We start from the raw sequence: 22571 nt of genomic DNA on the forward strand, positions 1-22571 counted from the left end.
TCGCCCGTCGAACCGGATAAATCGGTCATCGCCTCACGAAGGGATATCCGGATGCGTACAGCGGGATCTGTCGAGCCGCGATCGGTGAGTCCGCGATCTCTGGCACCGGGAGGCCCGGTGCGAAGGATCGGAGCGATCGCGATCGCCGCCGCGGCGACGGCGGCTGGAATCGGTCTGGGGTCAGGGCAGGCGCACGCGGCGCCCATCCCCGTCTACCAGATCCCGGCGACGGCGGTCGCCGTCAGCGGATTGGTCGTTCCCGGGCCCTACTTCGCCCAAGTCACCGCGGCCACAACGCGAGTGCGCGGCGAGACGGCGTTCGCGGCGCCGGCGAGCCCGTCGATCTGTTCGAGCTCCGCGGCCGGCGCGCTCGTCCGCATCAATCACCTCAATGTGGCCACCGGACAACGGGGCACGACGACCGTCAAACCGTGCCCGTATTACCTCAATCCCACGCCCGTGGTCTCGACGGTTCGGACCGGTAGCGGTCCGATCGTGGTGACCGTCCAGGTGACCGGTTCGGCGGCGTATCCGAACGCCGGACAACCCTCGTTGCCCGGGGTGGGCACCTACACGGCACCCTGACGGCCGCGGGTCGCCGCGTCGAACAAGGACCACAGTTCCTGCGACTCGTGCGTGACATCGGCGCCCGCGCGGATGCGCACGAGCGCAGCGTCGAGTGCGGATCGGATGGTCGCGGCCATGATCGTCGGGTCGAGGTCGCGGAACTCACCCGACCTGCTGCCGGCGATCAGGATGTCCTGCACGTCGGTGAGTTCGGTCCGGTGCTCGCCGCGGTCTTCCCTGGGCATCTCCGGCGACCGGTAGATGGCCGAGAGCGCCGCCATCGCCGCCGGATACTGCGCGTAGAACTCCACGCTCCCGACGATGAACTCCCGCAGCGAGTCTCGTGCAGTCGGTGCATCCTGGACGCGGTCGCGCATCACGTCGACGGCGAGACCGTAGACGTGGACGACCACGGCGTCGAGCAGTGCACGACGACTCGTGAAGTGATAGGTGACCACACCTCGCGTGATCCCCGCGCGCTCGGCGATCCGCGAGATGGTTGCCCGCTCAGCGCCGACGTCGGCGATGACGTCGATCGCCGTGTCGATGAGTTGCGTTCGGCGAGCGCGATGAATGAAGGTGTCGTTGTCGGCTCGCGTGGATGGCATCGTTCTCCGGGGCAGAGGTTGTCGGGTCCAGGGGTCAGGGCTCGGCGACTCAGAGCCAGAAACCGCAATGATGGTCGGCGGCGTAGTCGGCCTCGTGCGTCTCCGACGTCCCGAACTGCAGCACCCGGGTGGTGTCGTCGTCGGCGGGCGTGACGTCGGGGCCACCGTCGATCCGCGGTGTCCCGTCGTGCGCGAATGAGCTCCAGTAGTCGATCATCTGGTCGGCGATCTGTCGTTGTCGCGGTGTGATGAGCAGATCCATCCCGCCCAGGTCGAAATAGTAAGGCGTGTCGGTGGCGTGGGCCGCTCCTTGCGGGATCGTGGTGATCTGGTTGACATTTGGAGCCGTGTCATCGGCGAACTCGTAGATGTAGGTGGGCACGTGGGTGCTCATCAACCGCGCGCCCTCCAGTGTCGGGCACGACCAGACGGCGTCGGTGGTGACCGTCGACCAGGCGATGGGCGCACTCGGGAAGCGGCTCAGCGGATATCGTGACAGCACTTCTGATGCTCGTGGGCCGAACGCTGTCCGAATCAGATCGGGGTAGTTCTGAGGGGTCACGGCATCCGGTCGGGCCATGAGCAGGCCGCCGACGAAAGATCGTTGCTCATCATGGTTTCCGCCGGTGATCACGGGAATCCGATGCTGATCACCTCGTCTGATGACCTGCGCCGGATCGTCGGGGAGGAGATCTGTACCGAACGTCAGGTTGTCGGAGAACTCGTCGTTCTCACGGAGTAGCTGGTCGGCGGGTAAGCGACGGAGACAGGTGACGGCATCATCGCCGCCGCAGCCCAGACGTTGGGCCGCAGCCACACTCGTCGCCTGGTTGTCGGCACGTGACGTGTACGGCGTGTGGGCGGGGACGCCGGGATAGAGGGCGCCGTCGGGCCAGCGCAGCATGCAGTTCCCGGATGCCATGACGGCCTTGTCGAACAGACCCTTCGTCGCGGGCGACGTCAAGGCCGCGCAGGCCGACATCGCGCCGGCCGACTCACCGAACACCGTCACGTTGTCGGGGTCTCCGCCGAATGCCGACGCATTGGACCGGACCCAGCGCAGACTCTCGATCTGATCGGCGAGACCGAAATCGCCTCCACCCGTCATGCCGGGCATCCCCAGATAGCCGAAGACTCCCAGCCGATAGTTGACCGTCACCACGATGACGTTCCCGCGATCGGCGAGACGTTGTGCGTCGTAAGAACTCCCGGCGCCGGAGGTGTAGCCGCCGCCGTGCCACCACACCATGACCGGAAGGTGCGTGTCGGCGTCGCTCTGGCGAGGTGTCGTCACGTTCAGGGTGAGGCAGTCCTCCGACGGCGCCGGATGGTCGCCGGGAACCGGCAGATTCTGAGGGCATGGGCTGCCGGCCCGAGATGCGTCGACGTCGGCGTCCGGTGTCGCCACCGCCCGGGGCAGAGTCCAGCGGTGCTCTCCGGTCGGGGGTGCCGCGTATGGGACGCCGAGAAACGTGCGGCCGGTGTCCGTGGCGGATCCGTGCAGGTGGCCGCTCGTGGTCGCCACTGTCGCGGAGGAGGGGTCCACTTCTGGCTCGGGTGTCGTCGAGCATCCCGCCATGACGCACAGGGTCACGAGGAGTGCGAGAACGGGCGCTCGGGTGGTGGTCGGGCTGAGGTTCGCAGGTGTCGGCCTCATGGTTGCCAGTGTAGGCAAAAATTTCGCATCTATGGGAAATTATGCTTTATTGCCTGGACCGCACGCCGCGAGGACACGGGGTACCCGTACCTGTTGGAGTGGTCTGACCATCGCAGATGTTCCTGGTCAGGACCGATTTTTTGATGCGTGTCGTTCGCGCGACGTACTTCTCGACGCCGCCGGTATCGCCGATCCGCATGGCGGCTCTACGGTCGCTCCAACTCGATCCATCGACCCGAAGGTGAGCTGACGATGCGGGATTCGAGATCCATGACATATCTGGTGCGTGCCCTGATCGTGGCGATGGCCGTGATGCTGATCGGATCGCTGTCGGCGGCGCAGGGAATCGCCGCGTCGCCGAACGGCACCGGCGGAGGGCAGTCATCGCAGTCGGGAGATGCGAAGAGCGGGCGCAACAAGCCGTCGACCTCATCGCCGGACCGGGGCGGCCAGGCCCGAAAGATCGAGCCGAAGGCCTCGCCGCCGGCTCCGCGGCAGAGCGCACCCAGTTCGCCGGGCTCGCAGGGTTCGCCGGGCACCGGCTCGCCCGGGGGGACTCGAGCGAAGCCGGTCACGCCGCAGAAGCCACGCTCCTCGATTCCGAAGCCCGATCGCAGTCCGCACAAGTACTCGCCGAACACCAAGGCGCCGCAGACAACGCACAAGGATCCGTCGGATCGCAACAAACGCGACCGCGACAAGCCCGACCGCCCGACCGGGCCGCGCGAGAACCGAGGTCCCAACAAGGTCACCCCGAAGACCAAGGCTCCCAACGGCAACGACAACACCAGTGACCGCAACCAGGGCCGCGACAGTCGCGAGCCCGGAGACAGCCGGCGCGACAAGAGCGAACCACAGCGATCGGATCCGTCCGCCCCTGATCGTGATCGGAGTCGGGCTCCCGAGAAAGCAGAGCCACGCCAACCGGTTCCGCCGACGCGCGAGTCGACCCCGGAGGATTCCGACGATCCCGACCGCACCCCGGACACCGGGGACTCCCGCGGCGAGAAGTCTCCCGAACAGTCGACGCCGGAGCGTGACCAGAACCCGCCCGCAGCGATCCTGTCGCCGCCGCAGAAGAAGGCGGACCCCGCCGAGCCGTCGCCCAGATCGCCGAACATCACCGGCAACCCGGACCCGGAGAACGGGGGTGCCCAGCCGAACGCGCCACCGAATCCGCCTGCGCAGCCTCAAGGGTGGCGGGAGTGGTACGGCCTGTTCAGCGGGATCGAAAAGATCCTGGAGGGTGGCGCCTGGGTCATCGACCAGTTCTTCGGAGACGACGATGACAGCCCGGCTCCCGCGGAACCCCCGGCCGAGGAGTCGCCCGCTCCTAAGGCGACCCCGGCTCCCGACGCGGAGCCTGCACCGACCGAGTCCGCGCCGACCGAGTCGGCACCGCCCAGCCCGTCGCAGCAACCGGCGCCTCCGGCGACCACCGCCCCCTCGTCGCCTGCCCCGACGGCTCCTGCCCCGACTGCCCCGGTACCGACCACACCGGCACCGCCGACCACCCCTGCGCCTGCGCAAGAGGACCAGACCGACGGCGGCAGTGGACGATGGGTTCCGGAGTCGACCAACGGATGGTCGCAGGAGACCAAGGACTATCAGGAACAGGTCACCGGGCGTCCGCCCGGCACGACCTACGAGATCCCGTCGAAGGACGCTCCGTCCGGCAAGGTGAGTGTCGACGGAGTCACCCCCGCGACTGACGGCGCCAAGGAGAAATGGACCGAGGCCAAGTACCACCGGCCCGACGTCGTCTACGACAAGGACGGCAACCTGCAGCCATGGTCGAAAGAGGCGAAACAGATGCCGGAGCAATTGGAACGGCAGTATCGAGCAGCCGAGGAGCATGACGCCGAAGTGGAGTGGGTGGTTGCCGACGAGAGGCAGGCTCGCGACGTACAGAAGGTCATCGATGAGGAGGGCTACGGCGACCGGATCTCGGTTCGGATGGAAGCCCCGCAGAAGAAGTAGGGTGCGTGGTCATGAGCGCGATCGACTTCATCGGCGGCTGGGGCGGAAGGGCGCAGTCCTACGACGAGATCGTTAGCGCCGCCCGGCGGATGCTGACAGCGATGCCGGCCGACCCGGCCGGCCGGTGGGTACGGTTCGTCGAACGGCCGGGCAGCCAGCTCATGGACGCCGTGACGGTCGACGTCGACGACAGCGCGTCGCTGGGCGCCGCCGTCGAACTGATCAGCAGGCGTGGCGACAGACACGAACTGCGGATCAGTCGGCAGGCCGGACCCGAGGACGTCCCGATCTCGGTGCGCGTGAAGGCCGGTAGCGAACATTCCGACAATCGCATCGTGATCAGCGTCGAACTCCCGGAACCGGATGCAGCGACGCTGATTCCCGGGTACATGAGCGCGATGATCTCGGCTTGGAATCCCGACTGGCTCAAGGCCGGCACGTACGAGTTCCACGTGGCCCAGAAGGACATCGGTCTGCAACCCACGGAGATCGCTTTCGGCTGGCGGACCTACCTCGCCGACCTGGTGCCGTTCGACCCTGCGGTCGCCGTCGAGGCGGGCGTGACGGTGACGGCGGTCGACGGCGGACGGTACGTCACTCTCGCAGGTACGCCGGTGGACCCCGACCTCGACCAGGCTGCGGTGGTGCGGCGGGCGCTCGGATACGGGTAGTTTGCAGGCGGCGCTCTCGTGACCGCCGTATGCACCAGCAGGTCAGGAGGGTGGGGGCGACAACTATTGTCGCCCCCACCCTCTCCCGCCGCTCTGATATCGCGCCCGCCGGGCGTCCCGATCACTGCAACGTCCTGCGGCGCTGCATGTTCGGCCGAGAGGCAGCTCAGGACCTGTCGCGCGGGGTACAAACAGATGATGACCGACACCGCCGTCATCGAGATCAGCCGCGACCGCAATCCGTTCGCCCAGGACGGGGTGGCGCGAGACGATTCCGGGACTTTGTACTACACCGATGTACCGGCGACACTCATCGACGTCCTGTGCGATCGGGCGACCGCGCGGCCCGACGACGAGGCCGTCGTCGAGCTCGGTGGACGCCGACTGACCTACGGAGAACTGTGGCACGCCGCCGCACGAGTCGCCGGCGGTCTCCGGGCGGACGGGGTCGCGACCGGGGATCGGGTGGCGGTGCGTTATGCGGCCGGCGCCGACTGGGTGCTCGCCTACTGGGGCACCTTGCTGTCGGGTGGCATCGTCGTCGCGGTCAACACCCGATCCGCCGAACCCGAAGTGGCGTACGTGCTCGAGGACGCGGGCGTCACCGTGGATCTGGCTCCGGGCACTCCGTTGCCCGACGGTGAACCCTTTGTCGTCGACACGGTGACCGCCGACGATGTCGGCGCACTCTTCTACACTTCCGGGACCACCGGACGCCCCAAAGGTGTCCCCACCACGCACAAGGCCTTTGTCACCAACGCGGAGAACATGATCCGTTGTTCCGGGATCTCGCGAGACGTCGGCGCGGACTATCGCACCCTGATCTCGGTGCCGCTGTTCCACGTGACCGGCTGCAACTCACAGCTCCTGGTCGCCGCCTACGTCGGCGGGACGTCGGTGATCATGCCTCAGCTCGACGTCGCGGGTCTGCCGGACGTCATCGTCGGAGAGCGGATCGGGTACGTCATCACGGTCCCGGCCGTGTACAACCTCCTGCTGCGCCACCCGGCCTTCGCGGACGCGGATGTGTCCGGCGTCCGGGTAGTCGGTTACGGGGGTGCGCCGGTCGCGCCGTCGACGGTGCAGCAGATCAAGGCGGCGTTCGGAGAGGCCACCGCGATGAACGGGTACGGCATGACCGAGACCGCCTCGCTGATCACCGTGCTTCCGGATCGGGACGCGGTCGATCACGCCGATTCGGTGGGCTATGCGGTGCCATCGGTGGACATCGGCATCGTGCCGCTCTCCGACGACACGACGATCGGCGAGCTTGTCGTGCGTGGAGCCAACGTGACGACCGGTTACTGGGCGCGTCCGGACGCCGACGCCACGACCATCATCGACGGCTGGCTGCACACCGGCGACGTGGTCCGGGTGGACGACGCCGGGCGTGTGCACGTCGTCGACCGGATCAAGGACATCATCAATCGTGGTGGCGAGAACGTCTCGAGCATCGAGGTCGAGGCCGTGCTCCTCTCCGCGCCAGGCGTCGTCGATGCCGCGGTGATCCCCGTACCCGACGAGGTGATGGGCGAGAAGGTCGGCGCGGTCCTGGTCTCCGAGTCGGGTGACCTCGACCTGGATGCGGTGCTCCGACACTGCCGGGAGAACCTCGCCGACTTCAAGATCCCGCAGTTCGCCCAGGTGTCGAGTGAGGCGCTGCCGCGTAACGCGGGCGGCAAGCTGCTGAAGAACCGACTCCGCGGCGAGGTGGAGTGGGGTGACCCGCTGCGGTAGGTGGGTCGGTGTGCAGTCAGTCGCCTCCGTGGGCCGTGCAGTTCAGGAACAATGTGGGGTGCACGTGCAAGGACAACTGCGCCGCACAGACGCTGGGCACACAGGAGGATCGACCATGGCAGATTCGGACGACTGGAACGCACAGATCATCAAGGAGTTCCGTGAGAACAACGGCAAGGTGGGCGGGCCGTTCGAAGGCGCGCCGATGGTGCTGCTGCACCACACGGGGCGCAAGTCCGGCAAACAGAATGTGACGCCGCTGATGTACATGCCCGCCGACGGCGACTCGATGTACATCTTCGCGTCGAAGGCCGGGGCGCCCACGCACCCGGCGTGGTACTACAACCTCACCGACTCCGGCAGCGCTCGCGTGGAGCTCGGCGACGACGAGTACGACGTGAAGGTCACCGAGGTGACGGGCGAGGATCGCGACCGCATCTACGGCGAGCAGGCCAGCCGCTATCCGGGATTCGCCGAGTACGAGACGAAGACGGCGGGGATCCGCACCATTCCCGTGCTGGCGCTGCGGCGCGCGTGAGGCTTTCGTAGGTTCTTCTCGGCGCCCGGGAACATTCTCGCGGACTCGTCGCATCCAATCGGTGTTCGGCCAGGAGGCCGACAGACCTGAATCCGATCGAAGGGACCGACGATGATCATCGCAATCTACAACCTGGGTGTCGCCATCTGGAACCTCGTCGTCAGCATCGTCTGACGCAACGCAGACCGATCTGCGACCAGTGCCCGCCGACCGTTCTCCGGTCTGCGGGCACTGTTGTGTTCTGCGGCCCATCGCTCGGCGGTTAGCGTGAAGTGGACCAGATGGCAGACCGGGCAAGGCAACCGAAACCGGGCAAGGCAACCGAAGGAGACTGTGGCGTGAGCGAGCAATTCGAGGTGACGCGTCTGATCGCAGCCGACAGGGCGGAGATCTTCGCGCTCCTGTGCTCCCCGGAAGGCCACGTCGCCATCGACAGCTCCGGGATGTTGCAGAGCTCCGACGGCGACCCTGTACGCGCGGTGGGGGATGAGTTCGTCGTCCACATGGATCGGGAATCCCTCAACGACCTCCCCATGGGCAAGTACGACGTGCGCGTCATCATCACCGGGTTCGACGACGGCCGCTGGATCGAGTGGACCATCGCCGGAACGGTCCGGCCACCGCTCGATCACCGCTACGGATACCGGTTGGAGACCGTCGACGAAGGGACGCGCGTGACCTCGTATTACGACTGGAGTCGGGTCCACGAGAAGATGCGCGGGCGGTTTCCGATCATCCCGGAGGCGGGTATCCGCGCGACGCTCGGGATTCTGGCGCGGACGGTGGAGTGAGGGGTGGGTACAAGTTGCGATCCACTACTGTGATGTACATCACTCTCAATCCCAAGGTTGAGCGGAATACGCTCAACTCTGGATGCGCTGAACATGCCGTGGGCTCAGACTTGAGCCTTATGGACTAAAGAGCGTTAACAGAGAGAAAGGTACACGCGAGTGGACAGCTTCAATCCGACCACCAAGACACAGGCGGCGTTGAGCGCTGCCGTGCAGGCGGCGGCCGCTGCGGGCAACTCCGACGTGCGCCCGGCTCACATCCTGGTGGCCCTGCTCGATCAGTCCGACGGCATCGCCGCACCGCTGCTCAAGGCGGTCGGGGTGGATCCGTCGACGGTTCGCGCACAGGCCCAGGGACTGGTGGACCGTGCCCCGACGGTGGCCAGCGCGAGCGCGCAGCCGCAACTCTCCCGCGAGTCGATCGCGGCGATCACCGCAGCTCAGCAGCTGGCCGGTGAACTCGACGACGAGTACGTCTCGACCGAGCACGTTCTCGTCGGCCTGGCGACGGGCGACTCCGACACGGCCAAGCTCCTCGCCAATGTGGGGGCGACCCCGCAGGCACTGCGCGAGGCCTTCGTGTCTGTGCGCGGCAACGCGCGGGTCACCACCGCCGATCCGGAGCAGACCTATCAGGCGCTCGAGAAGTATTCGACCGATCTGACCGCGGCCGCCCGCGAGGGCAAGCTGGACCCGGTCATCGGTCGCGACACCGAGATCCGTCGTGTGGTGCAGGTGCTCTCGCGCCGCACCAAGAACAACCCGGTGCTCATCGGTGAGCCCGGCGTCGGTAAGACGGCGATCGTCGAGGGTCTGGCCCAGCGGATCATCGCCGGTGATGTGCCGGAGTCGTTGCGCGGCAAGACCGTCATCTCCCTGGACCTGGGGTCGATGGTGGCCGGCGCGAAGTACCGGGGTGAGTTCGAGGAGCGGCTCAAGGCCGTCCTCGACGAGATCAAGGGATCGGCCGGACAGGTCATCACCTTCATCGACGAGCTGCACACCATCGTCGGCGCCGGCGCGACCGGCGACTCCGCGATGGATGCGGGCAACATGATCAAGCCCATGCTGGCCCGCGGTGAACTGCGGCTGGTCGGCGCCACCACGCTGGAGGAGTACCGCCAGTACATCGAGAAGGATGCGGCCCTGGAGCGCAGGTTCCAGCAGGTCTACGTCGGGGAGCCGTCGGTGGAGGACACCATCGGCATCCTGCGCGGACTCAAGGACCGCTACGAGGTGCACCACGGCGTGCGCATCACCGACTCCGCTCTGGTGTCGGCGGCGACGCTGTCCGATCGGTACATCACTTCACGATTCCTGCCGGACAAGGCCATCGACCTGGTCGACGAGGCCGCATCCCGGCTGCGCATGGAGATCGACTCGCGACCCGTCGAGATCGACGAGGTCGAGCGCATCGTGCGTCGACTCGAGGTCGAGGAGGTCGCCCTGGAGAAGGAGACCGACGCGGCCTCGAAGGAGCGGCTGGAGAAGCTGCGCGGCGAACTGGCGGATCAGAAGGAGAAGCTCAACGAGCTCTCGGCCCGCTGGCAGTCGGAGAAGACGGCCATCGACGCGGTCCGCGACGTCAAGGAAGAGCTGGAAAGGCTTCGCGGAGAGGCAGACCGGGCCGAGCGTGAGAGCGATCTCGGACGGGCGGCCGAACTGCGGTACGGGAAGATTCCCGCGCTGGAGAAGGAACTGGCGGCCGCGCTGGAGAAGACCGGCACCGATCCCGGCCAGGACGTGATGCTCCAGGAGGAGGTCGGCCCCGACGACGTCGCGCAGGTCGTGTCGGCGTGGACCGGTATCCCTGCGGGACGCATGCTCGAGGGTGAGACCGCCAAGCTGCTGCGGATGGAAGACGAACTCGGACACCGGGTCATCGGACAGAAGGATGCGGTACAGGCGGTGTCCGACGCGGTGCGTCGTGCGCGGGCCGGCGTCGCCGACCCGAACAGGCCGCTGGGATCGTTCCTGTTCCTCGGACCGACGGGTGTCGGCAAGACCGAGCTCGCGAAGGCGTTGGCGGAGTTCCTCTTCGACGACGAGCGCGCGATGGTCCGCATCGACATGAGTGAGTACGGCGAGAAGCACAGCGTGGCACGGCTGGTCGGTGCCCCTCCGGGTTACGTCGGGTACGAGTCCGGCGGACAGCTGACCGAGGCCGTACGGCGACGTCCGTACACGGTGGTGCTGTTCGACGAGGTCGAGAAGGCGCACCCGGACGTGTTCGACGTGCTATTGCAGGTGCTCGACGAAGGTCGGCTGACCGACGGCCAGGGCCGAACGGTCGACTTCCGCAACACCATCCTCATCCTCACCTCGAACCTCGGTTCCGGTGGCGACAAGGACCAGGTGATGGCGGCCGTCCGCGCAGCCTTCAAGCCGGAGTTCATCAACCGGCTCGACGACGTCGTGATCTTCGACGCGCTGAGTCCGGAGGAACTGGTGTCCATCGTCGACATCCAGCTCGCGCAGCTGGGCAAGCGCCTGGCGCAGCGCCGACTGGAGCTCGAGGTGACACCGAAGGCCAAGGAATGGCTGGCCGAGCGTGGCTTCGATCCGCTGTACGGTGCCCGGCCGCTGCGCCGCCTGGTGCAGCAGGCGATCGGCGATCAGCTCGCGAAGGCGTTGCTGGCCGGCGACATCCACGACGGCGACGTCGTTCCGGTGAATGTCACCACGGACGGAGAGTCGTTGGTGGTCGGCTGATCTGGTGACCAGAATCGTCCCCGAGAGTGCGGTCCGAAGGGTATTCCCTCGGAGTCGCTCCTCGGGGACGATTGCTGTCGTCAGACGCCGGTGGTGCCGTCGATGCGCTCGCGAATCAGGTCCGCGTGACCGCAATGGCGGGCGTACTCGGCGATCATGTGCAGGTAGAGCCACCGGAGGGTGACCTCCCCGCCACGAAACGTGCTCGTGTCGTGGAGTTCTCGAGTCGCGCAATTCTGACGGGCCCGCGCGACCTCCGCCTCCCAGACCTCGACGGCGGCGCGGTACGACGAATTGTCGGTGAGGGCGAAACCGCCGTCATGTCCCGCGGAAGCGTTCTCGTCGGCGCGAATCGGACCGATGTCCTCGCCGACCAGGACGCGGCGAAACCAGTTCCGCTCCACCTCGGCCATGTGCTGGATCAGCCCGAGCAGGGTGAGTTCAGACGGTGCGACGGAGGCCGTCCGCAACCGCGAGTCGTCGAGACCATCGCATTTCTGCGCGAGGGTGGCGCGGTAGAAGTCCAGCCAGCCCGCCATCGTGGCTCGTTCGTCGTCGTTCATCGGCGGTACCGGTCGGGGGATGGTCGTCATGGCGTCGATGGTGGCATTCGACGCCGACAACGCGAAGCCGACCCGGACCGGCATAGTGGAGACATGACCGACACACCAGGCGCCCCGAACGATCCCGACCTGCCCAGCGACCGCGAGGAGAATCGCTCGGTCTGGGAACGTCAGCCACAGGACGAGATCGGCGAGACCGACCGCATCGCCGAGGAGAAGAAGGTCTACGAAGCCGCTGCGGACTCCAACGACCCGAACGAGGGCGACCACGCCGTCGGCGGGAGCGAGGGGACCGCGGACGGGCAGTGAGCGGTGGTCTCGATACGCCGCCTCGCTCCGCTCGGTGGCTACTCGACCAGCAAGTGCGGAGGGCCTCGCTCCGCTCGGTGGCTACTCGACCAGCAGTGCGGAGGGACTCGTCCTCGTGGTGACTCGACCAGCAGTGCGGGGTGGCTACTCGACCGACGCCCGTTCCGCCGCGGCCCGGTACAGCCATCCGGTGACGAGCGCGCCGGGGTCGACGACACCGCGCGCGTTCTCGCCGACATAGCTCGCTCTGCCCTTGGATGCCGTTGTGTGGCGGGTGGATTCGGCCCCCGCTTCCGCGTCGTCGGCGACCTCTGACAAGGACTTGCCGTCGTCGAGGGCGTTGGACGCGGGCGCCAACGCGTCGACCATCGTGTTGTCGCCGACGTCGGCGCCGCCGAGCTCCTGGATCTCGGCCAGCGCTGCGGCGGTTCCGTCGCGCAACGCGGTCGAGAACTCGTCGGATGTCGAGAACGCCGTCGCGAGTTGACGGAACAGGACCCCGAAGACCGCCCCGGACGTTCCGCCGGCCCGCACCAGGAACGAGGTGCTGATCGCTCGCAGGACGTCGGCGTCGGAGCCACGAACCGGCAGGTCGAAGTGGTCGAGTGCCGCTGTCATGTTTGCGCCGAAGTCGCCGTCGCCGGCCTGCTGATCGAGTGCTGTCAGGTCGTCGATCGCGTCACGGATGCGCCGGATGAACGCCGACAGCCACGGCGATTCGGGTCCGTCGTCGGCGGCGTCGCGGGGTTCGGCGAAGGTGACCTCGGAGACCCGCGCCGGACCTCGCCCGACGTGAGCCGGCCACGCCGGTGCGGCCGTGTCTGCGTCGAACAGTTCGAGCGTCTCCTCGTCGAGTCGGACGAGGGTGATCGAGAAGCCGGCCATGTCCAAGGCGGTGACGAAGGTGCCGACCATCGAACGCTCGACGATGACATCCCGCGCGTCGAGATTCGACACCACTTCGCCGAACGCGAGCGACAGCTCCAGCGGATGCGCCGAGCCCAGCCCGTTGACCAGGCAGAGCACCCGCTCACCCGAGGTCAGGGCGAGGGAGTCCACGATGCGATCGAGCATCCGTCCCACCAGCTCCGAGGCGCCCACGCGCGTGGTGCGGTCCTCTCCGGCCTCACCGTGGATGCCGACGCCGAACTCCATCTCGTCGGTATCGAGATCGAACGTGGGGCCGGCCGCGCCCGGGATCGTGCACGCGCGGTAGGCGACGGCGAAGCTGCGTGCATTCTGCGCCGTACGGCGTCCGATCTCGGCGATGTGTGCCAGGTCGTCACCGCGCGCAGCCGCTGCGCCACAGACCTTTTCGACGACGATGGTGGCACCGGTCCCGCGACGACCCGGACCCGACTCCGACTCGGTGGCCACGTCGTCGTCGACGAGCACATGATCCGTCGCCACCTCGTCGCGCAGCAGGTGGCGGGCGATCCGGAAGTTCATCACGTCGCCGGTGTAGTTCTTGACGATGTGCAGGACCCCGTGACCCTGGTCGGCCCATCGCGTTGCACCCGCGACCTGCAGCGCATTGGGCGAGGTGAACACGAGACCCGGACAGGCCGCGTCGAGCATGCCGTCGCCGATGAGGCCCGCGTGCATCGGCTCGTGACCCGAGCCGCCGCCCGAGATGACCCCGACCCGCGGTGTCTCCGGTGCTTGTCGGCGATGCAGGAATCCGGGATCGGGCTGCCATGCGATCGACGGATTGGCCGCGAGGAATCCGCGCAGCGCATCGGTGATGAAGGTGTCCGGGGAGTTGAGGACGTACTCGTGCGGGGTCACGATTCCAGGGTAGGGGTGAGGGAGGTTTCGATACGCGTCGTGCTCGCTGCGCTCGCGCGTCGCTACTCAACCGGCGGGAACGGTGTGCTGCTGCGCTCGCGCGTCGCTGCTCAACCGGCGGGAGCGTGGCTCACTCACGCCGACAGCGGCGCGACGTGGACGCGAAGGCGACGTAGTCCGTCGCGGATTCGGGACTTGACGGTCGGTAGTGCGACGTCGAGGCGCTCGGCCACCTCGCGATACGAGAGTCCTTGGAAATAGGCCAGTTCCACCGATTCGCGTTGCAGGTCGGTGAGCACGCCGAGTCCGTCGCGGACGACGCGGTCGCGTTCGCGGGCCTCGACGATCTCCCCGACGTCATCTCCGGGCGGGTGGTTCGTGGTGATCCCGTACATGGTCGAGCGCCGATGGGACGCGGCCTCGGATCGGACCCGGTCGACGGCGCGCCGATGGGTCATCGTGATGAGCCACGACAGCGCGGATCCGGAGCGTGGGTCGAAGCCTGCGGCCGACCGCCACACCTGGAGGTACACCTCCTGCGTCGCCTCTTCGCTGTACCCGGCGTCGCGCAACACCCGCAGCGCCATGCCGTAGACCCGGTCGCAGGTGAGGTCGTAGAACCGGGCGAACGCAGCCTGGTCGTGCGCAGCGATCCGGGCGAGGAGATCGGCGAGTTCACGCATGGGGTCAGCCGGTGCGCACAGATCCGACGGGAGTGGTCGGTCGAGAACTGTCATCTGTCCACCCGTCTCGTATCCTCAAGCGCTCACGCAGGATTCTCACCGTCTTCGCGTACCCCGACGTTATCCGCGGGAAACCCGGGTCTGCCGTGTCACCAGGGCAGGTGCGATGTGATCGCAACTCGGATAACGGGACGATAACGGCATGAGTGGGCGTTGGGGGCGTGCGTCTCCGCCACCCGACTGAGCTGGTTCAGTCGCCGAGTCGCCGATCCAGATTGATGGCGGCACTGATCAGCGAGAGATGGGTGAACGCCTGCGGCAGATTGCCGAGTTGCTCCCCGGTCAGGCCGATCTGCTCGGTGTAGAGGCCGAGATGGTTGGCGTGGGTGAACATCTTCTCGAGCGCGAGTCGGGCATCGGCGAGCCGACCCGACCGGGTCAGGGCCTCGACGTACCAGAAGGTGCACAGCGAGAACGTGCCCTCCGAGCCGTCGAGTCCGTCGTGGCCGTCGGAGGTGTCGTACCGGAACACCAGCGTGTCGCTGACGAGGTCCTTCTCGAAGGCGCGCAAGGTGCTCTGGAACCGATCGTCGGTGGGCGCCAACAACTTCACGGCAGGGATGAGGAGTAGCGATGCGTCGAGCCGATCGGAGTCGAGGGTCTGGACGAACGCACCGAGCTCGTCGTTCCAACCGCGGTCCATGATCTGGGCGAAGATCTCGTCGCGCGCCCTCATCCATCCGGCGATGTCTCCGGGCAGTCCGCGCTGCCGCGTCATCCGGATCATCCGTTCGAGCGCCACCCATGACATGAGCCGTGAGAAGACGTAATCCTGTGGTTCCGAACGGACTTCCCAGATGCTGCGATCCGGCTGATCCCAGTTGTCGACGAGCCACCCGGCCACCTCACACAGCTGCGACCAGGATTCGTAGGAGATGCCGGGACCGTATTTGTTGTACAGATACACCGAGTCGACGAGTTCGCCGTAGATGTCGAGCTGCAACTGGCCGGCGGCGGCATTCCCGATCACGACCGGCGACGATCCGCGGTATCCCTCCCAGTGGTCGAGCACGGTCTCCTCGGGCGGCGGGTCCCCGTCGAGGGTGTACATCAGCCGCAGCGGGCCGATGTCGACGGCGTCGTCGTCGTCGCCGTCGTTGTCGGCATGGTTGTCGAACCGGCAGGTCAACCACTCCATGAACGATGCCGCCTCGTCGAGGAACCCGAGACGCAGCAACGCGTACAGCGTGAAGGCGGTGTCCCGGATCCACACATAGCGGTAGTCCCAATTGCGTTCTCCGCCGATGTCCTCGGGCAGCCCGGTCGTCACGGCGGAGACGACCGCGCCGGTCGGCTCGTGGGTGAGCAGTTTGAGGGTGAGCGCGGAACGGTGCACCATCTCCCGCCATCGACCGGTGTAGGTCGACTGTGAGATCCACTGCTGCCAGAACGCGACGGTTGCCGAGATGACGGCGGGGTCGCTGTCGTGGCCGTAGCAGTCGTCGCTGATCGGCTCGGGTGCGGCGACGATCGTGGTGCATTCACCGGTCGTCAGAGTGAATGTGGTCTCGGCGTCACCGTCGTCGACCTTCTCCCACTCGGTCTCGGATGCCACATGCAGATCGAGACCGTCGGTGCTGAACACGAGGGTTCCGGCACCGGAGAGATCGAGGGTGTGCTCGGCGCGGCCGTAGTCGAATCGCGGGCTCATCCGCACTCGGAATCTGACGTCACCGCGGATACAGGTGAAACGCCGGACGATCCGGGTGCGGTGATCCGGATCGTGCGGTCGCGCGATAGGCATGAGGTCCTGCACCTCGGCGACGCCGTCGTCGCTCATGAAGCGCGTCACCAGCACATTGGAGTCGGGAAGATAGAACTGTCGGGTCGTGACATCTCCGTCGAGCTGTTCGACGGTCCACGATCCGCCCTTCTCGGCGTCGAGCAACGAGCCGAACACGCTGGGCGAGTCGAAACGTGGGCAGCAGAACCAGTCGATGCGACCGTCGATCCCGATGACCGCGGCGGTGCGCAGATCACCGATCACGCCGTGGTCGGCGATGGGCAGGTAGCCGGAACCGGTGTCCTCGCTCGTGGTACTTCCGTCGCAACGGGCGCTCATACTCGCACGGTACGTGCGTTCGGGACGGTGGGTGGGTGGCCGATATCGATGCGGAGACCGATTCGTGATCCGCGACGACGATTCGGTTGCGATGTCGATGCGGTGTCGATCGCCCTGCGGCTGCCCGGCGCGTGCGACGGTGTTGACCCTGACACCGTGTGAGGCAGGAGTGTGATCGTGTCATGTTCACCATCGGAGATTTCGCCACGATGGGTCGGGTGTCGGTACGAATGCTCCGGCACTACGACTCGATCGGTCTGCTGTCGCCGGCGCGCGTCGACGAATTCAGCGGCTACCGCTACTACGAGGCGGAGCAGTTGCGTCGCCTCAACCGCGTGATGGCGCTGAAGGATCTGGGCTTCACGCTGGCCGAGGTCGGTCGCATCATCGACGCCGACGTCGACACCGCCGAACTGCGCGGCATGTTGCGCCTGCGCAAGGCGCAGGTGGAGGCGCAGATCGCCGTCGAGTCCGATCGACTCGGCCGCATCGAGGCGAGACTCCGGATGATCGAGAGGGAAGGCACCATGAGCACCACATCCGTTGTCGTCAAGTCCGTTGCCCCACTGAGGGTTGCGACCGTGTCCGGGCACGCCGAGAGCAACAACAGCGAGGACGTCGGGCCCGTCATCCAGGGTCTGTTCGGGCGTTTGTTCGCCGCGCTGGGCGCCGCAGGGGTCGAACCCGCCGGACCGATCGTCGCCACCTACGCACCCACCGCCGACGGCGGACTCGCCGTGACGGCGGCGTGCACCGTCGGCGACGACGTGGTCGTCGACGGCCTGGAGATCGTGACGCTGGACGGCATCGACGCCGTTGCCTCCTACATCCATCACGGCGAGATGGTCGACATCGGCGAGGGCTACCAGGCCCTGGCGACCTGGATCGAGGACAACGGCCACCGGACCGACGGAACCGCGCGGGAGGTCTATCTCGTCAGTCATCCCGAGCCCGAGGAGCGCTGGCAGACCGAACTGCAGATGCCGATCACCTAGTCCTCGGCAGATGTCGGGGGCCCGCGATACTGTGCGGTGTCCCGTTCGAGCCAGGAGCGCCGCATGTCGTTTGTGATCACCGGTGACGACGGCCTGACCAGATGCGGTTGGGCCGGCGTCGAACCGGAGACCTCCTACCACGACGAGGAGTGGGGATTCCCCCTCCACGGCGATGACGCCTTCTTCGAGCGGGTGGCGCTCGAGGGATTCCAGTCCGGATTGAGCTGGCGCACGATCCTCACCAAGCGCGAGAACTTCCGCGCCGCGTTCGCCGCTTTCGACATCGAGAAGGTGGCCCGGTTCACCGACACCGACGTGACACGCCTGCTCGGCGACGCGGGGATCATCCGGCACCGGGGCAAGATCGAGGCGGTCATCAACAACGCGCAGCGCGCGGCGGAGCTGATCGAGGACGAGGGATCGCTGCCGGCCTACTTCTGGCGCTATGAGCCCGCGGTCGCACCCGAACCGCAGTCGCAGACGACCTCGCCGGAGTCGATCGCGCTGTCGAAGGACCTCAAGAAGCGCGGCTGGAAGTTCGTCGGGCCGACGACGATGTTCGCCCTCATGCAGGCCAGTGGGATCGTCAACGACCACGCGGTGGAGTGTGTGACACGGGCGCGTGTGTCGGATGCGCTGGCAGTCCATCGTCCGGGTGAGTCGTCACCCCGCTGACCTGCGCAGACGATGACGTTGCCGCGGTAACACAAACGTCATCTCGCACCAATTGTTGACAATCCGACAATGTGTCATCATTCCTGCATGAAACCGGTGGACAGTGCCGACCTGCCTGCAGGAGTGACGGCGTTGGTGCCCCAGCAGCAGGTGGGGATCGGGATGGTGTGTCCGTTCGACATGGCGCTCGACCGCGAACTCTGGCGGTGGATGCCGAACTCGGCGTCGATCTACTTCACCCGCACGGGCTTTCTCGACGCGCCGGTCGATGTCGACCTGTGCCGCGACCTCAACAACCACGCCGAGATCGCGGCCGCGGTCCGAAGCGTCACCGCCGTCGGTCCCCGTGTCGTCGGATATGCCTGTGCGTCCGGCAGCTTCGTCTACGGGATGACCGGGGCGAAGGAACTGTCGAAGTGCATGTTGTCGGCGGGTGCCGAGGCCGCGGTCACCACCTCGGAGGCGTTGGTCCGGGCGCTCGACGTGATGGGTGTCGAACGGATCGCTGTGGCGACGCCGTACACCTCGGCGTTGACCGGGTTGCTGTGTGACTTCCTCGGCGAGGCGGGGCGGACCGTGGTGTCGAACGCCGGTCTCGGACGCGATCACGAGATCTGGACGATCCCGTACGCGGTGACCTGCGATCTCATCCGCTCGGCCGACCACCCGGATGCCGAGGCGATCTTCGTCTCCTGCACCAACCTGTGGACCTACGAGATCCTCGGGATGATGGAGGCCGAGTTGGGCAAACCCGTGCTGTCGGCGAATCAGGTCACGGCCTGGGCGACGTTGTCGGAGGCGGGACTGGTCGCCGAATCACTGCCGCACACCGGCGGGCAGTCGCTGTTCTCTCGTGTGGCCTGACTCTCGCGTAGCCTGACGGACATGTCCGCCACGAGTGCGCCCTTCGGAGAAGCGACCGACGCCAAGTACGTCGAGCTGACCACCTTCCGCAAGGACGGGACGCCGAAACCGACGCCGATCTGGGCCGCGCTCGACGACGACGGCCGTCTCGTCGTGTGGACCGAGGCGGAATCGTGGAAGGTCAAGCGGCTGCGCAACAATCCGCGGGTCACCGTCCAGGCGTGCGACGCGCGTGGCAAGAAGACCCACGGCGCCGTCGTCGAGGGGACTGCGGAGATCCTCGATGCTGCGGGAACCGAGCATGCTCGCCGGCTCATCGGACGCAAGTACGGGCTACTCGGCAAGCTCCTGGTGAAGGCGTCGGTCATCCGGCGCGGCAAGAGCGGCACCGTCGGGATCGCCATCACGCCTGCCGACCCCGCCTGATCCGGCTCAGTCGACCAGCTCGGCATAGCAACGCGCCCAGACACTCTCGTGCTCGACCGGCCTATCCGACCGGTGCGGAGATCGGTGTCGGCGCGCCGGAGCAGGTCGACGGTACGCAGTAGGCGGTCGCACTCGATCGCCGACGACGGGCCTTCGCACTCGCCGGTCCACACCGTCATGTGATGGACGAGTCGTCGCGTGGGCGCGGCGGCAGCGGCCGATCGTGCGATGACCAGGGCGGTGATCCCAACGCTCACGGGAATCGACACCGCGGGACCGACGCCGGTCGTGACGAACGCCGTCCAGATGGTGAGCCACAGCAACAGCCCCCAGATCGGCGCGGTCATCCAGATGCGCAGGCAGGCCCGCTCGTGATCGTTCGTCCCGGGCGGGAACACGCTCAGGCGGTACTGCACCCAGTGACGCGCATACCCGACACGCAGCATTCCCCACGTGTCCGGACCGGTCAGGAGACGATCCCACAGTCGGGGTGCACGGGTGATGGTCGTCAGTGTCATCCGTCCGGGGTGTCCCGCCGTTGCATCGCTCATGGTTCCGGCGTACTCCGATTCGACCGGCTCACAACAGTTCTCGACAGGATCTCGACGCCGTTCGCGACGATCTTGACGTCATCTTGACGATGGGCGAGGGCGGTGCAAAAGGCGTGACAAGACTTCGACGAACGGCGTATGGATCGCGTTAAGAACGCCGACGATGCCGTTTTCCCGGAGTGATCCTGTGTTGTGTCGTGCGGTGAGCGCTGCGTGGCGCAGGCGTGACCGGACGCGGTTGTGATCGGACGCCGGCGTGTTCGGAAATCGGAGGGATCTGGAGTGGAAGTGGCTGACGTGCTGTACCTGCTTGCCGCCGTTGCGGGGTTTGTCGTGTGCCTCGTGACCGTGCGTGCCATCGATTCGAGGACGAACCGATGACCGCGGACGGCGTGACGAACATCGTCCTGATCGTGCTCGCTGCGGTCGTCGTCGTGTTTCTCCTGACGGCTCTCGTCTTCCCGGAAAGGTTCTGACAGTGTCCGTGACATCTGCCGGCCTTCTGCAGCTGGCACTCGTGGTCATCGTGCTGGGCGTGCTCTATGTCCCCCTCGGTGACCACATGGCGCGGGTCTACGACTCGAGACGTGATCTCGTCGTGGAGCGCTGGTTCTATCGGGTCGGCCGGATCGATCCCCGCCGCGAGCAGACCTGGGTCGGCTATGCGCTGGCCGTCCTCGGTTTCTCATTGGTCTCCTTCGTGTTCCTCTACGTGCTGCAGCGCCTGCAGGGTGTCCTGCCGTGGTCGGACGGGAAGTCGGGAGTGGCGCCGGGGATGGCGTTCAACACGGCGATCTCGTTTGTCACCAACACGAACTGGCAGTCGTACTCACCCGAGGTCGTGATCAGCAATCTCACGCAGATGCTCGGACTCGCGGTCCAGAACTTCGTCTCTGCCGCAGTCGGACTGGCAGTGGCGATCGCCGTGATCCGGGGCATCGTGAACCGGCGGGGCAGTGGGGAGATCGGCAACTTCTGGGTCGATCTGGTTCGCGGGGTCATCCGGATCCTGCTGCCGCTGAGTTTCATCGTCGCACTGATCCTGCTCACCCAGGGCGTCGTGCAGTCCTTCCGCACCGGATTCGACTTCACCACCCTGACCGGGCAGGGCGCGCACAGCGTCGTCGGCCCGTTCGCCTCGCAGGAGGCCATCAAGGAGATAGGTACCAACGGTGGAGGTGCCCTGTCGGCGAACTCCGCCCATCCGTTCTCCAACCCGACTCCGCTGTCGAACGTCGTCGAGATCATCGCGTTGCTGCTCATCCCGGTCTGTCTGACCAGGACGTACGGCACACTGGTGCGTGATCGGCGCCAGGGTCTGACGTTGCTCGCTGTGATGGCCGCCATCTGGGCCGCGATGCTGACGATCGTCTGGATCTTCGAATCCCGCACCGACGGTGTCGCCGCGCGGGCAGCGGGCGCGATGATGGAGGGCAAGGAGCAGAGGTTCGGCATTCCCGCCTCCGCCTTGTTCGCGGTATCCACCACCGGAACCTCGACCGGTGCAGTCAATTCCGCGCACGACAGCTTCTCGGCCGCCGGCGGGGGTGCGGTGATCTGGAATATGCTCCTGGGTGAGGTCGCGCCCGGAGGGGTGGGCGCCGGGCTGTACAGCATCCTCGTCATGGCTGTGATCACGGTGTTCGTGGGCGGGCTCCTGGTCGGGCGGTCGCCGGAGTTCCTCGGCAAGAAGATCGGTCAGAGCGAGATCACCATGGCTGCGCTGTACGTCTTGGTCATGCCGGCACTGGTGCTCGCCGGGACCGCCATCTCCGTGATCCTGGGTTCCACGACGGGTTTTCAGGGCAACAGCGGCGATCCCGGGACGCCGGGCTCGATCCACGGCTTCAGCGAGGTCCTGTACGCCTATGCGTCGGCGGCCAACAACAACGGCAGTGCCTTCGGCGGCCTGACGGTGACGAGTGACTGGTTCCAGGTGTCGTTGGGCATCGCGATGTTGCTCGGCCGATTCCTGCCGATCGTGTTCGTCCTCGCGCTCGCCGGCCTGCTGGCGAAACAGCGACCCCGGGTTCGGGAGGGCGCGGTGGGGTCGGCGGTCGGCATCGGTCCGGAAGCCGTTGAGGATTCACGTGGTTCGAGTTCGGTGGCCATCGCGGAACGCGCCGAGGCCAGAACCGCGGCCGCAGTGGATGATCCATCCACGCTCCCGACCCACGGACCGATGTTCGGTGTGTTACTCGTCGGCACCATCCTGTTGGTCGCCGGACTCACCTTCTTCCCGGCCATGGCGCTGGGACCGATTGCAGAGGCTGTGTTGTGACAGTGCATGATTCGCAGAGGGCCCTTCGCGACGCTCGCAAGCTCGCTCCTCAG

Annotated in this window: 20 protein-coding genes and 1 pseudogene; 14 read left to right on the forward strand and 7 right to left on the reverse strand. The window is 66.7% G+C overall.

The window, feature by feature from the left end; genetic code table 11:
* Positions 1 to 117 precede the first annotated feature (117 nt).
* Positions 118 to 585 (forward strand): hypothetical protein, encoded by a 468-nt coding sequence (locus EEB19_RS15790; protein ID WP_262365700.1) that lies wholly within the window; start codon positions 118 to 120, stop codon positions 583 to 585.
* Here the strand turns inward: EEB19_RS15790 and EEB19_RS15795 are convergent.
* Together EEB19_RS15795 and EEB19_RS15800 are read right to left on the reverse strand one after the other, a co-directional pair.
* Entirely contained in the window at positions 570 to 1175 is a 606-nt protein-coding gene (locus EEB19_RS15795) for a TetR/AcrR family transcriptional regulator (protein ID WP_187587923.1), read from the reverse strand. The two genes, EEB19_RS15790 and EEB19_RS15795, sit on opposite strands and share 16 nt — an antisense overlap.
* A 49-nt stretch (positions 1176 to 1224) precedes the next feature.
* Positions 1225 to 2832: a carboxylesterase/lipase family protein gene (locus tag EEB19_RS15800; protein ID WP_187587925.1), complete on the reverse strand. Its 1608-nt coding sequence runs from the start codon at positions 2830 to 2832 to the stop codon at positions 1225 to 1227.
* Positions 2833 to 3102: 270 nt separating this feature from the next.
* On the opposite strand from EEB19_RS15800, the gene EEB19_RS15805 reads away from it, so the two are divergent.
* From EEB19_RS15805 to clpB, 6 genes are all read left to right on the forward strand, one after another.
* Positions 3103 to 4812, forward strand: coding sequence for a Tox-REase-5 domain-containing protein (locus EEB19_RS15805; RefSeq protein WP_187587927.1), 1710 nt, complete (start codon positions 3103 to 3105; stop codon positions 4810 to 4812).
* Between the two features lie 11 nt (positions 4813 to 4823).
* Positions 4824 to 5483, forward strand: coding sequence for a hypothetical protein (locus EEB19_RS15810; RefSeq protein WP_187587929.1), 660 nt, complete (start codon positions 4824 to 4826; stop codon positions 5481 to 5483).
* A gap of 198 nt (positions 5484 to 5681) precedes the next feature.
* Complete coding sequence (locus tag EEB19_RS15815; RefSeq protein WP_262365701.1) at positions 5682 to 7220, forward strand: class I adenylate-forming enzyme family protein; 1539 nt, start codon at positions 5682 to 5684, stop codon at positions 7218 to 7220.
* A 115-nt stretch (positions 7221 to 7335) separates the two neighbouring features.
* Entirely contained in the window at positions 7336 to 7758 is a 423-nt protein-coding gene (locus EEB19_RS15820) for a nitroreductase/quinone reductase family protein (protein ID WP_187587934.1), read from the forward strand.
* A gap of 338 nt (positions 7759 to 8096) precedes the next feature.
* Positions 8097 to 8549, forward strand: coding sequence for a polyketide cyclase (locus EEB19_RS15825; protein ID WP_187587936.1), 453 nt, complete (start codon positions 8097 to 8099; stop codon positions 8547 to 8549).
* A 159-nt stretch (positions 8550 to 8708) separates the two neighbouring features.
* Positions 8709 to 11261, forward strand: a complete 2553-nt coding sequence (gene clpB / locus EEB19_RS15830) for an ATP-dependent chaperone ClpB (protein ID WP_187587938.1) — start codon at positions 8709 to 8711, stop codon at positions 11259 to 11261.
* A gap of 80 nt (positions 11262 to 11341) precedes the next feature.
* On the opposite strand, the gene EEB19_RS15835 is transcribed toward clpB, so the two are convergent.
* Positions 11342 to 11854: a DinB family protein gene (locus tag EEB19_RS15835; protein WP_187587940.1), complete on the reverse strand. Its 513-nt coding sequence runs from the start codon at positions 11852 to 11854 to the stop codon at positions 11342 to 11344.
* Between the two features lie 63 nt (positions 11855 to 11917).
* Here EEB19_RS15835 and EEB19_RS15840 point away from each other — a divergent pair, with 63 nt between their 5' ends.
* On the forward strand, positions 11918 to 12133 hold the full coding sequence (locus EEB19_RS15840) for a hypothetical protein (RefSeq protein ID WP_187587942.1): 216 nt from the start codon (positions 11918 to 11920) through the stop codon (positions 12131 to 12133).
* Positions 12134 to 12277: 144 nt separating this feature from the next.
* On the opposite strand, the gene EEB19_RS15845 is transcribed toward EEB19_RS15840, so the two are convergent.
* From EEB19_RS15845 to EEB19_RS15855, 3 genes are all read right to left on the reverse strand, one after another.
* A complete protein-coding gene (locus tag EEB19_RS15845) occupies positions 12278 to 13921 on the reverse strand; it encodes a dihydroxyacetone kinase family protein (protein WP_187587944.1) in 1644 nt (547 codons plus the stop codon).
* 134 nt (positions 13922 to 14055) lie between these two features.
* Positions 14056 to 14604, reverse strand: a complete 549-nt coding sequence (sigK, locus tag EEB19_RS15850; protein ID WP_187588011.1) for an ECF RNA polymerase sigma factor SigK — start codon at positions 14602 to 14604, stop codon at positions 14056 to 14058.
* 250 nt (positions 14605 to 14854) lie between these two features.
* A complete protein-coding gene (locus tag EEB19_RS15855; protein WP_187587947.1) occupies positions 14855 to 16726 on the reverse strand; it encodes a glycoside hydrolase family 15 protein in 1872 nt (623 codons plus the stop codon).
* Between the two features lie 182 nt (positions 16727 to 16908).
* Between EEB19_RS15855 and EEB19_RS15860 the strand changes: the two genes are divergently transcribed.
* From EEB19_RS15860 to EEB19_RS15875, 4 genes are all read left to right on the forward strand, one after another.
* Positions 16909 to 17721, forward strand: coding sequence for a MerR family transcriptional regulator (locus tag EEB19_RS15860; RefSeq protein WP_187587949.1), 813 nt, complete (start codon positions 16909 to 16911; stop codon positions 17719 to 17721).
* A gap of 63 nt (positions 17722 to 17784) precedes the next feature.
* Positions 17785 to 18396, forward strand: coding sequence for a DNA-3-methyladenine glycosylase I (locus tag EEB19_RS15865; protein ID WP_187587951.1), 612 nt, complete (start codon positions 17785 to 17787; stop codon positions 18394 to 18396).
* Between the two features lie 87 nt (positions 18397 to 18483).
* On the forward strand, positions 18484 to 19260 hold the full coding sequence (locus EEB19_RS15870; RefSeq protein WP_187587953.1) for an Asp/Glu/hydantoin racemase: 777 nt from the start codon (positions 18484 to 18486) through the stop codon (positions 19258 to 19260).
* 21 nt (positions 19261 to 19281) lie between these two features.
* Positions 19282 to 19686 (forward strand): PPOX class F420-dependent oxidoreductase, encoded by a 405-nt coding sequence (locus tag EEB19_RS15875; protein ID WP_187587955.1) that lies wholly within the window; start codon positions 19282 to 19284, stop codon positions 19684 to 19686.
* A 116-nt stretch (positions 19687 to 19802) separates the two neighbouring features.
* On the opposite strand, the pseudogene EEB19_RS27190 reads toward EEB19_RS15875, so the two are convergent.
* A pseudogene (locus tag EEB19_RS27190) lies at positions 19803 to 20237 on the reverse strand (DUF6611 family protein); the annotation flags it as partial.
* Positions 20238 to 20614: 377 nt separating this feature from the next.
* Between EEB19_RS27190 and EEB19_RS15885 the strand changes: the two are divergent.
* The gene (locus tag EEB19_RS15885) at positions 20615 to 20713 is read left to right on the forward strand and encodes a potassium-transporting ATPase subunit F (RefSeq protein ID WP_187587959.1); all 99 of its coding nucleotides are present in this window, start codon (positions 20615 to 20617) and stop codon (positions 20711 to 20713) included.
* Between the two features lie 2 nt (positions 20714 to 20715).
* On the forward strand, positions 20716 to 22518 hold the full coding sequence (gene kdpA, locus EEB19_RS15890; RefSeq protein ID WP_187587961.1) for a potassium-transporting ATPase subunit KdpA: 1803 nt from the start codon (positions 20716 to 20718) through the stop codon (positions 22516 to 22518).
* Positions 22519 to 22571: the final 53 nt, after the last annotated feature.

Origin of the sequence: Gordonia sp. OPL2, from assembly GCF_003797825.1 — a bacterium.
In the GTDB taxonomy this organism is placed as follows: Bacteria; Actinomycetota; Actinomycetes; order Mycobacteriales; family Mycobacteriaceae; genus Gordonia.